This is a genomic window from Parachitinimonas caeni (assembly GCF_030129945.1).
GTDB classification, from domain to species: Bacteria; Pseudomonadota; Gammaproteobacteria; order Burkholderiales; family Chitinimonadaceae; genus Parachitinimonas; species Parachitinimonas caeni.
In genome coordinates this window covers 97,886-111,986 of record NZ_JARRAF010000006.1, presented here as the reverse complement: position 1 = coordinate 111,986, position 14,101 = coordinate 97,886, and the positions used below count along the sequence as shown (strand labels likewise).

The window sequence follows — 14,101 nt, the reverse complement described above, 5'->3', positions numbered from 1 at the left end:
GCTGAGACATCCGCAATGCTGTGGCCGCCTCGGTGTGTGGGTCATGGATGGTACTCAATAAAGGAGTCTGCATGGATTTGCAAGGAATGGTAGCGCTGGTGACCGGCGCCTCACGCGGTATTGGTGAAGCGGTGGCTAAAGAGCTGGCCAGGCAAGGAGCTATTGTCGTTGGGACGGCGACATCTTCAGCTGGCGCGGATGCGATTTCGACTTACTTGGCCGAGTTCGGTGGTGTGGGTATGGCGCTTGATGTAAACAAGCCTGAAGAAATCGAAAGTGCTTTGAATACGATTACCACTAAGCATGGTGATATCGGTATTTTGGTCAACAATGCCGGGATTGCTCGTGATCAATTACTGATGCGCATGAAAGAGGAAGATTGGGATGCGGTAATGGACACAAATTTGCGTTCCGTTTACCGTTTATCAAAAGCGGTTTTGCGTGGAATGATGAAGGCAAGGCAAGGCCGGATAATTAGTGTTGCATCGGTAGTCGGTAGTGCAGGTTCTGCAGGGCAGACGAATTATGCTGCGGCAAAGGCCGGTATTATGGGGTTTACGCGCTCTTTGGCGCGGGAAGTTGGCAGCAGAGGAATTACGGTCAATTGTGTTGCGCCCGGTTTTATCGATACAGATATGACGCGTAATCTACCGGAGGAATATCGCGCCAAATTAATTGGGCAGATTGCTTTGGAAAGATTGGGCTCTCCACAGGAGATTGCCGATGCTGTCGCTTTTCTTGCAAGTAAACGTGCTGCGTATATTACAGGCACGACTTTGCATGTAAATGGCGGTATGTACATGAATTAATTTGTTATTTAAGTTTTTGTGGTTGCGGTTCGCGCCGCAGCTTATTTTTGTTAGAATGCCGTCGGTTTTTGGCAATCCATAACGAAAGGTTTGGGTCAGAATGGAAAACATCGAACAGCGCGTTAAGAAGATCGTTGCTGAGCAACTGGGCGTAAACGAAGCAGACATCAAGAACGAGTCTTCTTTTGTTGAAGACTTGGGTGCTGATTCGCTTGACACCGTTGAGCTCGTAATGGCACTGGAGGAAGAGTTCGAGTGCGAGATTCCTGACGAAGAAGCAGAGAAGATCACGACTGTTCAGCAGGCAATTGACTACGTGACTGCTCACGTCAACAAGTAAGTTTGAATGCTTGCCACTTTGGTGGCAGCAGGTTTACTTACCGGTTTGCCGCGAGACCTCTGACGCACCGTGCTGGTTTCTCCGGCATGTGTTTCAGAGGTCTTGTTACATTTGCACCCGCTGTATGTGGCGAATTACACCGCATGTGGCCTATCAATTGCTATGGAGACCATTGTGTCCAAACGCAGAGTCGTCGTTACCGGCCTGGGCTTGATTTCCCCAATTGGCAACGATGTCGCCACCGGCTGGAAGAATCTTCTTGCTGGCCAATCTGGCGTAACCAGAATTACCCGTTTCGATGCCAGTGATCTTGCCTGCCAGGTGGCGGCCGAGGTCAAGGGCTTTGATGTATCACAATACATGACGGCGAAAGATGCTCGCCGCATGGATCTCTTTATGCATTACGGCATTGCTGCGGGCCTGCAGGCGGTAGCGGATGCGGGACTGGATGCCGCAGGCTACGACCCGACCCGCATCGGGGTGAATATTGGGTCGGGCATCGGTGGCCTCGGTCTGATTGAGGATACCGATGGCGTGCTGCGTGATCAGGGACCTCGCAAGGTAACCCCGTTTTTCATTCCTGGTTCGATCATCAACATGGTCGCTGGCCACCTTTCGATCATGAAGGGTTTCAAAGGCCCGAGCTACGGTATCGTGTCAGCATGTACGACCGGCGCACATTGCATAGGCGATGCGGCACGTATCATCGCCTATGGCGATGCCGATGTGATGGTGGCGGGTGGAGCGGAGTCGGCAATTACCCGATTGGGGATAGCTGGTTTTGCCGCAGCTCGTGCGCTCTCCACCCGTAATGATGATCCGGCGACCGCTTCGCGCCCTTGGGATGCTGGCCGCGACGGTTTCGTCATGGGAGAGGGGGCAGGTGTGCTGGTTCTTGAGGAGTACGAGCAGGCTAAGCGGCGTGGCGCCACCATTTATGCGGAACTCGTGGGCTTCGGCATGAGTTCGGATGCGCATCACATGACTGCGCCTTGTGAAGATGGAGAGGGTGCGGCGCGTGGCATGGAAAATGCTCTACGCGATGCCAGGTTGAACCCAGATCAGATCGATTATGTAAATGCCCACGGCACCTCCACACCGCTAGGGGATACGGCTGAGACAATTGCCATCAAGCGTTGTTTTGGTGACCACGCCAAGCGGTTGGCGGTGAACTCCACCAAATCTATGGTGGGGCATTTGCTGGGCGGCGCTGGGGGGGTGGAGGCGGTGTATTCCGCGTTGGCTATACACCATCAAGTGTCGCCACCAACGATCAATCTGCACGAACCAGACCCAACCTGTGACCTGGATTACGTCGCCAATGAGGCGCGCAGCATGAAGATTGATGTAGCGATTTCAAATTCTTTTGGTTTTGGTGGCACCAACGGTACTTTGGTGTTCCGGCGTATTTGACCTTATCCGAATAGAACAAACCGCCACGGGTGTGGCGGTTTTTTTTCGTCCTGCGGGTCGAGAGCGACCTGCCATGCAAACGCCAAACTTTGCAGTGGCTCGCGTTACAATTCACATATGCATACCGAATCTCTTACTTTTGTTCCTGACTTGCTGTCTTTGGCGGCAGGCTCTCCCGCCAATTTTCCCTATCTTTTACAGTCTTCAGGGGAAACGGGGTGGGACATTCTGTTTGCCTTGCCCGCGTCTATGGAGATCTTTGACCGGCAATCTGCGTCTCGGTTGACGCAGACTTTGGAAAATATCCGCGTTCAACCAGACTGCAAGCAACAAACCTTGCCGTTTCGTGGCGGTTGGTTTGTGTACTTGGGGTATGAGTGGCTGGAGCAGCTGGAGCCCTCGGTGGTTGCCCGTTCTGAAGCAGACTTTCCACTGGCTTTGTTGGCGAGGATTCCAGCGGCTATCTTGGTTAACCGAGCGGATTGTACGGCCCACTTGATCGCCGAAACCCCCGAGCTACTTGCGCTACTCAAGACCAAGCTGAATCACCAACCCTTTCAGCCGCAGCCGATTACCTTGCAGGCATTATCTGAAGACACCCCTGAGCGTTTTCTGACCGGCGTGTCGCGATGCAAGCAGTACATCCGTGAAGGCGATGTGTTTCAGGTGAACCTATCGCGCGGTTGGGATGCCACGCTCGGTAGCGAGATTAGTGCCTTCGACCTTTACGGACGTTTGCGTCAGGCCAATCCGGCGCCTTTTTCCGCTTATGTTGACCTAGGTGGACAGCAGATTGTCAGCTCTTCACCTGAGCGTCTTGTAAGAATCGATACCAACGGGCTGGCGGAGACGCGTCCCATTGCAGGAACACACCCACGGCATGCCGACCCTTTGGAGGATGAGCGGCAGAAACAGCGCTTGCTGGCTTCCAGTAAAGAGCGAGCCGAGCACATCATGTTGATTGATCTGGAGCGCAACGATCTGGGCCGGTTGGCGACGCCTGGCACGGTCAAAGTGGATGCTTTGATGGATGTCACGACCTATGCGTTCGTCCACCATATCGAGTCTACGGTCAGCTGCCAGGTGCGACCTGGCACCAATATGGCGGAGGTGATCCGAGCCCTTTTCCCGGGTGGCACCATAACGGGTTGTCCCAAGGTGCGTACCATGCAGATCATTCGGGAGTTGGAGGACAGGCCGCGGCATGCTTATACCGGCAGTCTGGGGTACATCAATCACGATGGCAGTATGGATCTGAATATTCTGATTCGTACCTTCATGCAAAGTGGGCAACAGCTGTATTTTCGTGCAGGGGCGGGTATCGTCGCCGACTCTGATCCCGAGCGGGAGTTGAATGAAACCCGTGCTAAGGCCAGGGGCCTGCTACGTGCCTTGGGAGTACAGGCTTGATGCCGAGCTGGGCGGTAGATGGCGTGCCAGGTGGGGCAGTGTTCCCTGGTGATCGTGGTCTTGCTTATGGGGATGGCGTATTCAGAACGCTTCGCTGTACAGAGGGCACTCTGTGGTTCTGGGAGCGCCAATTCGCCAAGTTGCAGCACGATGCCACTCGCTTGGGCTTAATCTGTCCACCCGCAGCGTGTTGGCTGAATGACTTGCAGCAATTCGAGATTAGTCATGCAGTGGTCAAGCTGATGCTGACGCGTGGTGTCGGAGCTCGTGGCTATGCCAGTTCGCCTGATCAGGCTTGCACCCGCATTGTCACAATCAACCCCTTGCCTCCTTTAAGAGAGCAGCCGGCGGTTGTTCGGATTTGTGACTGGCGTTTGTCGCTGCAACCCTTGTTGGCGGGTGTAAAGCACCTCAATCGACTGGATAGCGTAATGGCGCGTCGCGAATGGGATGATGTGGCGATCGAAGATGGCTTGATGCTGGCGGGAAAACAGGAGGTGGTAGAGGGTGTGGCTAGCAATTTATTTGCGCGCTTTGGCAACGAGCTTCGGACTCCCGATTTGAGCCTGTGTGGCGTTGCAGGTCTGACCAGAGACTTCGTGCTGGAGCACGCTGACAGCGTAGGTCTGGTGCCGAAAATTCGATCAATTGATCTCGAAGACTTGCCGCAGGCGGATGAGCTGATGCTCTGCAATAGCGTAGTCGGCATCCGGCCAATTGCTGTTTGTGGCCCATATCGCTGGAATGATTTCGCGACGGCACAGGCACTGCAGGCGCAGTGGCAACGGACTGGCCCACTGCAGGGGCATCGCATCAGCTGTCGATGAGAGGCAAAAAAAGCGCCGACCAGTTTCCTGATCGGCGCATTCGCTGCCTTGCTGTACTAACAGTTGGTTCGAACAGATTGCCTGCAAATAGTTCTGTTCGGTATTCCCTAACTTGTGCCACCCGGTATTCCAGCCACGGACCGGTAACTACTCTCCCAGATACGCCTGCTGAACCCGCTCATTGCTAAGCAGGGCTTCAGCGCTATCTGCCACGGTGATTTTTCCACTTTCCATCACATATCCGCGTTGGCAGGTTTGCAATGCCAGCTTGGCGTTTTGTTCCACCAGCAGCATCGTCACACCTTCCGACGCAATCATGCGAATGATTTCAAAAATCTTCTGCACAATGATCGGTGCCAGGCCCATCGAGGGTTCGTCCAGCAGCAGCAGTTTGGGACGGCTGACCATAGCCCGACCAATCGCCACCATCTGCTGTTCTCCGCCAGACAGGGTGCCGGCGAGCTGCTTGTGGCGTTCTTTCAAACGGGGGAATAAACCATAAACCCGTTCGATGTCGGCCATGATCTGGACCTTGTCGTTGCTGCGATAGCCCCCCATCAGCAGGTTCTCTTCAACCGTGAGCCGGCTGAAAATACCTCGACCTTCCGGCACCAGTGCCAACCCGCGCTCTACATAGTTGTAGACCGGGATCTGAGCCATATTGGCGCCATCGTAGACAATCGAGCCCTCGGTTGGCTTGATCATGCCGGCCAGTGTCTTCAGGGTCGTGGTTTTACCAGCGCCATTGGCGCCGATCAGGGCAACCAGCTCCCCTTGCTTGATGTGCATATCAATGCCTTTGACAGCATGAATGCCACCATATGCCACTTTCAGCTGTTTGACTTCAAGCAGATTGGTACTCATTCCGGCGCGACTCCCAAGTAGGCCTCGATCACACGAGGGTCATTCTTGACTACTTCGGGTACACCCTCAGCAATCTTCTTGCCGTAGTCCAGCACGGCAATCCTGTCACAGAGACCCATCATCAGTTTGACGTCGTGCTCAATCAACAAAATGGTGACGCCGTCTTTGCGGATCTTTTCCATCAACTTCTTCAGGTCGTCGGTTTCTTTGGGGTTCATCCCTGCGGCAGGTTCGTCCAGCGCCAGCAGCGTGGGATCGGTTGCCAGTGCCCGGGCGATTTCCAGGCGGCGTTGATCGCCGTAGGAAAGGTTGCGTGCCAGCTCGTTGTGACGGGCGGCAATACCGACATAATCCAGCAGTTCCTGTGCCCGAGCGTGGATCGCGGCTTCTTCACGCTTGGCTGCCGGGGGGCGGAACACGGCGCCGAATACCCCGGCGCCAGACCGCACGTGGCGACCCACCATGACGTTCTCTTTGGCGGTCATGTTGGCAAACAGGCGGATATTCTGGAATGTCCGCGCAATCCCCGAGCCGACCACCACGTGAGGTTTCTGGCGGAACAAGTCTTTGCCATTGAAGGTGAACTTGCCTTCATCGGGCTGGTACAGACCGGTCAGAACGTTGAACAAGGTAGTCTTGCCGGCGCCGTTAGGGCCGATCAGGCCGTAGATTTCACCGCGTTTGATCGACAGCGAGACATCGTTAAGGGCGTGCAAGCCACCAAAGCGCTTGTGTATACCCTGAATTTCAAGCAATGGTTCAGTCATGGTTGCGCTCCGCATCGGCTACGGAATCTTTTTCCTGTCGGGCGATATCGTCGGTTTTGGGGTGTAGTTCGGCGCGGCGGCGTTTGGATGGCCATAAGCCTTCTGGTCGCAGCAACATGACGAAAATCAGGGCCAGACCGAACATCAGCATACGCACGACTTCCGGATCGATAATCTTGCCGGAGATGATTTTGCGATCAATCAGAGCATTTTGCAGCGGGTTGATCACATCGCGCAGCGCTTCTGGCACAAAGACCAGGATGACCGCGCCGAGAATGACACCCGGGATGTGGCCCATGCCACCCAATACAACCATGCTGAGTACGATGATTGACTCCATCAAGCCGAAGCTTTCGGGCGAGATGAACCCTTGCAGGCTGGAGAACAAGCAACCTGCAACGCCTCCGAAAGAGGCGCCCATCGCAAACGCCAGCAATTTGACGTTGCGGGTATTGATACCCATGGCATTGGCAGCAATTTCGTCCTCGCGGATAGCCACCCAGGCCCGGCCAATGCGCGAATCCTGCAGACGGATCGACACAAAGACAATGAACATGGTTAAAGCCAGGAACAGATAGTAGTACTGATAGAGGGGGGGGATCTCCAGCCCGAACAGGTGCAGAGGCTTTCCGAGTGAATGACCAAACAGGGTAATGGGTTCAATCAGCGTGATACCGCGCGGACCATTGGTCAGGTTGACCGGATGGTTCAGGTTGTTCATGAAGATCCGGATGATCTCACCAAAGCCCAGGGTAACGATGGCCAGATAATCGCCACGTAACTTGAGCGTTGGGGAGCCGAGCATCACCCCAAAGCTGCCGGCTACCAATGCTGCCAGCGGGATGACGATCCAGATGGAGGGTCCAAGTATCCACTCCAGACCGGTGCCTTGTAACAAGGGGACCAGATGCGGCGAATTGAGCAAGGCATACAAGTAGGCCCCGACGGCATAGAAGGCGATGTATCCCAGATCAAGCAGGCCGGCATAGCCCACAACAATATTCAGACCGAGCGCCAGCATGATATAGAGCATGGCGAAGTCGAGGTTGCGAACCCAGGTATTGCCCAGGCCCTTGCCGAAAAGGACTGGCAGTAGAACCAGCGCTACCGCCATCAGAGCGAAGCCAACCAGCGCCCCGGTTCTGGACTGTTTCATCGAGTCGAATGAACTCATGATGGTATCCGTAAGTAAGAGACGAAGGATTGATCAGGCGCGTTCCGCAACCCGCTCGCCAAGCAGGCCGGACGGACGGAACACCAGTACAAGAATCAAGACGGCAAACGCGAAGATGTCTTGATAGTGACTACCCAGGAAGCCATTGGTCAGCGGTCCGATATAACCTGCGCCAACGCTCTCGATCAGGCCCAGGGCGATGCCGCCCAATACCGCGCCTGCCAGGTTGCCAATGCCACCCAATACCGCTGCGGTAAACGCCTTCAGGCCGATCATGAAGCCGATATAGGCATCTGCTCGGGAGTAGTTGGCAGCATAGAGTGCACCCGCTACTGCACCGAGTGCCGAGCCCAGGACGAAAGTCATCGAGATGATGGTATTGATGTTGACCCCCATCAGGCCGGCGACTTCCGGATTTTGCGAGGTGGCTCGCATGGCCCGGCCAAGCTTGGTTTTTTCAACCATGATCAGCAAGCCAGCCATCAGCAGAATCGCTAGAACGATGATGGTGATCTGGATGTTGGTGATGCTGACATCCAGATTAAAGAGTTTGTGGGGAGCGTCCTCGCCGAAGATGGCGGGGAAGGAGCGTGGTGAGCGGCCCCAGATCAGCATTGCGACCTGCTGCAAGGTGATCGAAACACCAATCGCAGTAATAAGGGGGGTAAGTCGTGGCGCCTTGCGCAAAGGGCGGTAGGCGATGCGTTCGATACTGAAACCGAGCACCATGGTGATCGGTATGGCCATCAGCAGGCCAGCAGTGAAGACCAGCGAGCCGGGTAGACCCGGGGCAATGCTGGAAACGAGATTGATACAGGTAATAGTCACCATGGCGCCGATCATGACGACCTCGCCATGCGCGAAGTTGATCAGGCTCAGAATGCCGTAGACCATGGTGTAGCCGAGTGCGATCAGGGCATACATGCTGCCCATGACAAGGCCGTTTACTATCTGTTGAATAAAAGTTTCCACGATTGGTATCCCCTGGGTGGAAGTGATTCTTTATGGTAGCCAAACCCCTCGGCTCGTTTCGCCGATTTTAGTTGTGGGTATCACTGCATTGAGGTCTGGAAAAGGCGGCATCGGCCGATGCCGCCTTAGTAGGTACTACGACAAGAAGCTTATTGCTTCTTTTCTTCCTTCTTGGCTTCTGCTGGCTTGGCTTCAGCAGGTGCTGCGGCTGCCGGGGCAGCTGCGCCGCCTACCGATGCCATGACTTCCCACTTGCCACCCTTAACCTGATAGACGGTTACGGTACCGCCAACCACGTCGCCCTTCTCGTCAAACTTGACCGGGCCGGTTACGCCGCTGTACTCGATCTTGGCGAGTTCTGGCAGGTAAACCTTGGAGTCGGTCGAGTTGGCCTTCTTCATAGCTTCGACCATCAGCATCGTTGCATCGTAGGTGTACGGTGCGTAGATCTGGATGTCGGTGTTGAACTTGGCCTTGTATTTGGTGTTGAAGTCGGCGTAGCCAGGCATCTTGTCCTTGGCGAGGCCAGGCTGGGATGCAAACTGACCTTCTGCTGCGTCACCTGCCAGCTTGATGAATTCGCCGGACTGGAAGCCGTCACCGCCGAGCAGCTTGGCTGCAATGCCCAGCTTCTTCATCTGCTTGGCCATTGGCCCTGCCTGAGCATCCATACCACCGTAGAACACGACATCAGGCTTGGCACCCTTGATCGAGGTCAGGATGGCCATGAAGTCGGTAGCCTGATTGTTGGTGAACTCGCGCTTGACGATTTCTGCGCCCTTGCCCTTGGCGGCCTTTTCAAATTCGTCTGCCAGACCTTGGCCGTAAGCGGTGCGGTCGTCGATGATCGCAATCTTCTTGGCCTTCAGATTATCTACTGCGAAGTCACCCAGAGCCTTGCCCTGAGCAATGTCGTTGGCGATAACACGGAAGGCGGTCTTGAAGCCCTGCTTGGTGTAGTCAGGGTTAGTCGCGGAAGGGGAAATCTGAGGAATGCCGGCGTCAGAGTAGATCTTGGCGGCGGGGATGGTTGTGCCGGAGTTCAAGTGACCGACAACGCCAGCAACCTTGGCATCAACGAAACGCTGGGCTACGGTGGTAGCAGTCTTCGGATCGCCTTGGTCATCTTCCGACAGCAGCTCGAACTTGACCTTCTTGCCGCCGATTTCAACGCCCTTGGCGTTCAATTCGTCGATGGCCAGGCGTGCGCCGTTTTCATTGTCCTTGCCCAAGTGGGCGATATTGCCAGTCAGCGGTGCTGCGTGGCCGATTTTTACAACTGCTTCACCGCCGGCGTCGGCAGGTTTTGCATCAGCAGCTGGTTTTGCTGCATTTGGGTCTTGTTTTGGTTGCTCGGTATTTTGTTGTTGTCCGCATGCAGCCAGAGCTAAAACAGCAGATGCAATAAGGCTATAACGTGCCAAAGTCATGGATGTTTCCCCTTCGTAGAAAGGCTTAGCTTCAGATGAGCTTAAAGAGGCGCATGCCGTTTCTATCTTATTTAGCTAATGTAGCCGAATGCTGAAACGAGCCTGCGCCTAGCGGTAGTGCATTAAGGGCGGTCAATTTCAAACCCCGGCAGAATATTGCCCCGCCATATTAGCCTTGTCAACGTTGCCAAAAATTGGGGATAACCCAGCTTGACGCGGGTTTGGGGGAGATTCGGATATTAGTGTCCGAAGGCTGGTTGCGCCTGCAGATTTCGCGGTTTTTTACAGGCGCAGACACCCGACTAAAATCAAATAAATTCTATTGTCATTTTGCGTTCATACATTCAGGTCAACTTGCTGTAAGAATCCGGCTTTTCCGTCCTCGCTAAGATAAATTCCGTTGCGCCGCAACATTCCATTTTCCTTATTTTTATCATCGCGTAATGAATAGTTGCCTTCACTGTTTGCAAGATTGAGTGCGCCGATATTTGCTTCCTTTAAACTCAATAACTTGTCTTCATCTGGATGTTTTATCCAAATCCTTAAACGGCCCCAAATTGAATCTTGTTCGTCAATCCAGCCATTCTTATCGTCGTCGTATTGGGCAAGATCCTGAAATCCATTCCCACTTTTTGCGCCGAATAATTCCTGGCCATTGTCGATTTTTCCATTCTTATCAAGGTCAAGCGCCAGGAAGCCGCTACCGCGCAGCAGCGTAGGCAGAGCTTCGGTGCTGCCGTCTGCATCCAGATCAAAGTGGAAGACTTTGCCGCTGAGTCCAACGCCTTTACCGTCAAGGTTTACAACCAGAGGATCTTTACGGGTGGGGGTTGGCTGAGGGCCCACGGTGACCAAGGTGTCTTCCCGATAGACGCGTTGCATTTGCAAGGCTGCTTTGAACTCGATCTCGCGACCGTCTGTTGTGACGACCTTGCCTTGGGCTGCAAAGCTCAACGACTCGCTTTCCTCGTAATGGCGCATATAGGTCAGCGACTGGGGCGACTGGCTGCTCATGGCTTCGGCCATGACGGTTTCGCGTTCGTAGTTGGTTTCGGTGGTGAGGTCGATTTTGGCAATGCTGATTTTCTCACCGGTCAGCGACTCAATCAGTGTCTTGATCAGCATGGAGCGTGGATCGGAGTCCATCAGATCGTCGCTGTCGATCGCTTCAGTCTTTCTGGTATCGCTGACCTCTGGCGGCCGTCGGCCACTCAGGGTCACTCGGTCCTCAAAGGAGGGGGCGGGCAGAACCGGGGTCGGGCGTGGCATGGCAATGGCACGTTGAAATTCCGCCTGGTGTGCCGAGTGCTGGCTGGATAAGGCCAGCTTTGATTGGTCGATGATCATGTAACACCTCCCATGAGGTGGTTGGGTGACAGGATGACGTGGCTCGGAGTGGTGAGGAGCGTCGGTGGGCTTTGATCCTATATCGGCAGCTGTGGCGAACCCTTGATGCCGTTGGTCGGTTGGCTATCTACAACTCAGGGATGTCTATATGCATAGTTGGCCCGGCGAGGCCTTGCAACGACAAGGCGTGATCAACATGTCAACGGCGCCTAAATGCGGCCTTGTTCAGCCAGTGAGACGGCTTCACTACCCGTGACGATGAAATGGTCGAGCAGGTCGATGTCGAGTAGGGCCAGCGCAGACTTGAGGTGCCGGGTGAGACTGACGTCAGCTTCACTGGGTTCTGCGAGTCCTGAAGGGTGGTTATGGGCGACGATCAGTCCTGCCGCATTGTGCTGCAAGCAACGTTTAGCGACTTCCCGTGGATAAATCCTTGCCTCACGAATGCTACCGGCAGCCAGTTCTTCACTCACCAGCAAGCGATGCTGGCTGTCCAGAAAAAGCCCAACAAACACTTCCCTTTGCTCTGCGCCCAACCACAGGCGCAGGTACTCGCGCACTGCGGCGGGTGAGTTGAACGCAACACGAATCGTCCGCATCTCCTCTGCCAAGGCTCGTCTGGCCATTTCGATCACGGCTTTAAGCTGCGCATACTTTGCGCTGCCCAGGCCAGCGGTTTGGCTGAAGTCTTCCAGGCTGGCTTGGGATAAACGGGTAAGACTGCCATAGCGGTGAAGCAAATCCCGTGCGAGATCTACAGCGCTTTTGCCACGCGTCCCGGTACGCAGGAATATGGCCAGTAGCTCGGCGTCGGTCAGGGCATCTGCGCCTCGGCTAAGCAGTTTTTCTCGGGGCCGATCTTCGCTTGGCCAGTCTGAAATGGGCATGGGTACCTCCCCTCCATTAGAATGCGGGCAGAGAGTGGGCTCCGCAGACCGTGTACTTTCGATTGAGAAAGTAAAATGTCAGTCGAGCCGGCAATCGGCGGTCGGGCTGCAAAGTGGTTCTGGTTGCGCCGAGTGCAATCGATTTATAGGGGATGAAAATGCGCGAGGAAATTCGATGAGCCGTCCGCGACGATTATTGTTAGGGGTGACGGGGGGGGTGGCAGCTTACAAATCCGCCGAGTTGACCCGTTTACTGGTGAAAGCCGGTGTTGATGTGCAGGTGGTAATGAGTGAATCGGCTACGCGATTCGTAACACCAGCAACCTTTCAAGCCCTGTCTGGGCGGCCAGTATTTACGGATTTGTGGGATAACCGCATTGATAACCACATGGCCCATATTGATTTGCCTCGTGGTGCCGATGCCATTCTGATCGCGCCGGCGACGGCCGACATCATGTTTAAGCTGGCCCATGGGGTAGCGGACGATCTGTTGTCAACACTGTGCTCGGCCAGGGATTGCCCTTTGCTGGTAGCGCCGGCCATGAACCGCCAGATGTGGGAAAACCCGCCCAATCTGCGCAATGTGGCGCAGTTGCGCGAAGACGGTATTACCATTCTGGGGCCGGATGCGGGGGACCAGGCCTGTGGCGAGACTGGGCTTGGCCGCATGCTGGAGCCAAAAGTTCTGTTCGATCATATTCAGGCTTTGTTCCAGCCAAAATTTCTGGCTGGACTCAAACTTCTGGTAACGGCAGGCCCAACTTTTGAACGTATTGATGCCGTGCGCGGGATCACCAACTCCAGTTCAGGCAAGATGGGCTATGCGATTGCCCGTGCGGCCTTCGAGGCGGGAGCGGAAGTGACGTTGATCAGCGGACCGACCATGTTGCCAACGCCAACAGGTGTGCGCCGGATCGATACGGTAAGCGCCCAGGATATGCTGGCTGCCGTGAATGGCGAGATTACCCATCAGGACATTTTTGTCAGCGTTGCAGCTGTGGCTGACTACTATGTACTCAACCCATCCGAGCAAAAAATCAAAAAGGATGCGCACATCCTGACACTGGAGCTGGCACCCAATCCGGATATCCTGGCAAACGTGGCCAGCGTGGCGAACCCACCTTTCTGTGTTGGATTTGCGGCCGAGAGCGAAAATCTGCTGGAGTTTGCCGAAGCAAAGCGCCGCCGGAAAAAGCTGCCGCTGTTAGTGGCAAATCTGGTGCAGACAGCAATCGGTGCGGATGACAACGAGGTTATCTTGCTGGACGATGATGGTCAGCACCGGTTGCCACGCGCCAACAAGTCAGACCTTGCTCGTTCCATCGTCAAACACATGGCTCGCCTGTACAACCGTTATCACCCCGAGAATTAAGGATTCCTTCATGGCAACAATCGACGTACGAATTCTGGATGGCCGTCTGCGTGAGCACCCACCCACCTACGCCACGCCTGGCGCCGCCGGGTTGGATCTGCGGGCCTGCCTGGAAGCGCCGATGACGCTGGTTCCAGGAAAAACGGCTCTGGTGCCAACGGGTTTGGCGATTCATCTGGCGGATCCCGGCATGGCGGCAATGATTCTGCCGCGCTCCGGGCTCGGTCATAAGCATGGCATTGTGCTGGGTAATCTGGTTGGGTTGATTGATTCAGATTATCAAGGCCAGATTTTCGTCTCGGTGTGGAATCGGGGGAATGAAGCGTTCGTTATCAACCCACTGGAGCGGATTGCCCAGCTGGTTGTGGTGCCCGTGCTGCAGGTAGGCTTCAACATTGTCGATGAGTTCGCAGCCAGCGAGCGCGGAGAAGGGGGCTTTGGTAGCACAGGCAAGCACTGAGGGCGGGCTGCAATCCTTGCGTCAAATAA

14 protein-coding genes are annotated in these 14,101 nt (G+C 55.0%); 7 read left to right on the top strand and 7 right to left on the bottom strand.

Going from position 1 to position 14,101, the window contains the following annotated elements; translation table 11 throughout:
* Positions 1 to 71: 71 nt before the first annotated feature.
* The 5 genes from fabG to pabC all read left to right on the top strand — a co-directional run bounded on the left by fabG (position 72) and on the right by pabC (position 4,799).
* Positions 72 to 809, top strand: coding sequence for a 3-oxoacyl-ACP reductase FabG (fabG, locus tag PZA18_RS07135; protein WP_284100126.1), 738 nt, complete (start codon positions 72 to 74; stop codon positions 807 to 809).
* A 100-nt stretch (positions 810 to 909) separates the two neighbouring features.
* Positions 910 to 1,149, top strand: a complete 240-nt coding sequence (acpP, locus tag PZA18_RS07130) for an acyl carrier protein (protein WP_284100125.1) — start codon at positions 910 to 912, stop codon at positions 1,147 to 1,149.
* A 174-nt stretch (positions 1,150 to 1,323) separates the two neighbouring features.
* On the top strand, positions 1,324 to 2,562 hold the full coding sequence (gene fabF, locus PZA18_RS07125; RefSeq protein ID WP_284100124.1) for a beta-ketoacyl-ACP synthase II: 1,239 nt from the start codon (positions 1,324 to 1,326) through the stop codon (positions 2,560 to 2,562).
* 117 nt (positions 2,563 to 2,679) lie between these two features.
* Positions 2,680 to 3,972, top strand: coding sequence for an aminodeoxychorismate synthase component I (locus PZA18_RS07120; RefSeq protein ID WP_284100123.1), 1,293 nt, complete (start codon positions 2,680 to 2,682; stop codon positions 3,970 to 3,972).
* Positions 3,972 to 4,799, top strand: a complete 828-nt coding sequence (gene pabC, locus PZA18_RS07115) for an aminodeoxychorismate lyase (protein WP_284100122.1) — start codon at positions 3,972 to 3,974, stop codon at positions 4,797 to 4,799. The genes PZA18_RS07120 and pabC overlap by 1 nt, the downstream gene beginning before the upstream one ends.
* Positions 4,800 to 4,946: 147 nt before the next feature.
* Here the strand turns inward: pabC and PZA18_RS07110 are convergent, their stop codons facing one another.
* The 7 genes from PZA18_RS07110 to radC all read right to left on the bottom strand — a co-directional run bounded on the left by PZA18_RS07110 (position 4,947) and on the right by radC (position 12,240).
* A complete protein-coding gene (locus PZA18_RS07110) occupies positions 4,947 to 5,663 on the bottom strand; it encodes an ABC transporter ATP-binding protein (RefSeq protein WP_284100121.1) in 717 nt (238 codons plus the stop codon).
* A complete protein-coding gene (locus PZA18_RS07105) occupies positions 5,660 to 6,430 on the bottom strand; it encodes an ABC transporter ATP-binding protein (RefSeq protein WP_284100120.1) in 771 nt (256 codons plus the stop codon). Before PZA18_RS07105 ends, PZA18_RS07110 begins: the two co-directional genes overlap by 4 nt.
* Positions 6,423 to 7,604, bottom strand: a complete 1,182-nt coding sequence (locus PZA18_RS07100) for an ABC transporter permease subunit (RefSeq protein ID WP_284100119.1) — start codon at positions 7,602 to 7,604, stop codon at positions 6,423 to 6,425. Before PZA18_RS07100 ends, PZA18_RS07105 begins: the two co-directional genes overlap by 8 nt.
* 33 nt (positions 7,605 to 7,637) lie before the next feature.
* The gene (locus PZA18_RS07095) at positions 7,638 to 8,576 is read right to left on the bottom strand and encodes a branched-chain amino acid ABC transporter permease (RefSeq protein ID WP_284100118.1); all 939 of its coding nucleotides are present in this window, start codon (positions 8,574 to 8,576) and stop codon (positions 7,638 to 7,640) included.
* Between the two features lie 149 nt (positions 8,577 to 8,725).
* Positions 8,726 to 10,006, bottom strand: a complete 1,281-nt coding sequence (locus tag PZA18_RS07090; protein ID WP_284100117.1) for a branched-chain amino acid ABC transporter substrate-binding protein — start codon at positions 10,004 to 10,006, stop codon at positions 8,726 to 8,728.
* A 336-nt stretch (positions 10,007 to 10,342) separates the two neighbouring features.
* Entirely contained in the window at positions 10,343 to 11,353 is a 1,011-nt protein-coding gene (locus PZA18_RS07085) for a hypothetical protein (RefSeq protein WP_284100116.1), read from the bottom strand.
* A gap of 209 nt (positions 11,354 to 11,562) precedes the next feature.
* Positions 11,563 to 12,240 (bottom strand): RadC family protein, encoded by a 678-nt coding sequence (gene radC / locus PZA18_RS07080; protein WP_284100115.1) that lies wholly within the window; start codon positions 12,238 to 12,240, stop codon positions 11,563 to 11,565.
* A 175-nt stretch (positions 12,241 to 12,415) separates the two neighbouring features.
* Here radC and coaBC point away from each other — a divergent pair, with 175 nt between their 5' ends.
* Both coaBC and dut read left to right on the top strand, forming a co-directional pair.
* Entirely contained in the window at positions 12,416 to 13,612 is a 1,197-nt protein-coding gene (coaBC, locus tag PZA18_RS07075) for a bifunctional phosphopantothenoylcysteine decarboxylase/phosphopantothenate--cysteine ligase CoaBC (RefSeq protein WP_284100114.1), read from the top strand.
* Between the two features lie 10 nt (positions 13,613 to 13,622).
* Positions 13,623 to 14,072, top strand: coding sequence for a dUTP diphosphatase (dut, locus tag PZA18_RS07070; protein ID WP_284100113.1), 450 nt, complete (start codon positions 13,623 to 13,625; stop codon positions 14,070 to 14,072).
* Positions 14,073 to 14,101: the final 29 nt, after the last annotated feature.

Coding starts and splice junctions, on each gene's coding strand:
- fabG (WP_284100126.1), top strand. CDS start 72: ATGGATTTGCAAGGAATGGTAGCGCTGGTGACCGGCGCCTCACGCGGT.
- acpP (WP_284100125.1), top strand. CDS start 910: ATGGAAAACATCGAACAGCGCGTTAAGAAGATCGTTGCTGAGCAACTG.
- PZA18_RS07120 (WP_284100123.1), top strand. CDS start 2,680: ATGCATACCGAATCTCTTACTTTTGTTCCTGACTTGCTGTCTTTGGCG.
- pabC (WP_284100122.1), top strand. CDS start 3,972: ATGCCGAGCTGGGCGGTAGATGGCGTGCCAGGTGGGGCAGTGTTCCCT.
- PZA18_RS07110 (WP_284100121.1), bottom strand. CDS start 5,663: ATGAGTACCAATCTGCTTGAAGTCAAACAGCTGAAAGTGGCATATGGT.
- PZA18_RS07105 (WP_284100120.1), bottom strand. CDS start 6,430: ATGACTGAACCATTGCTTGAAATTCAGGGTATACACAAGCGCTTTGGT.
- PZA18_RS07100 (WP_284100119.1), bottom strand. CDS start 7,604: ATGAGTTCATTCGACTCGATGAAACAGTCCAGAACCGGGGCGCTGGTT.
- PZA18_RS07090 (WP_284100117.1), bottom strand. CDS start 10,006: ATGACTTTGGCACGTTATAGCCTTATTGCATCTGCTGTTTTAGCTCTG.
- PZA18_RS07085 (WP_284100116.1), bottom strand. CDS start 11,353: ATGATCATCGACCAATCAAAGCTGGCCTTATCCAGCCAGCACTCGGCA.
- radC (WP_284100115.1), bottom strand. CDS start 12,240: ATGCCCATTTCAGACTGGCCAAGCGAAGATCGGCCCCGAGAAAAACTG.
- coaBC (WP_284100114.1), top strand. CDS start 12,416: ATGAGCCGTCCGCGACGATTATTGTTAGGGGTGACGGGGGGGGTGGCA.
- dut (WP_284100113.1), top strand. CDS start 13,623: ATGGCAACAATCGACGTACGAATTCTGGATGGCCGTCTGCGTGAGCAC.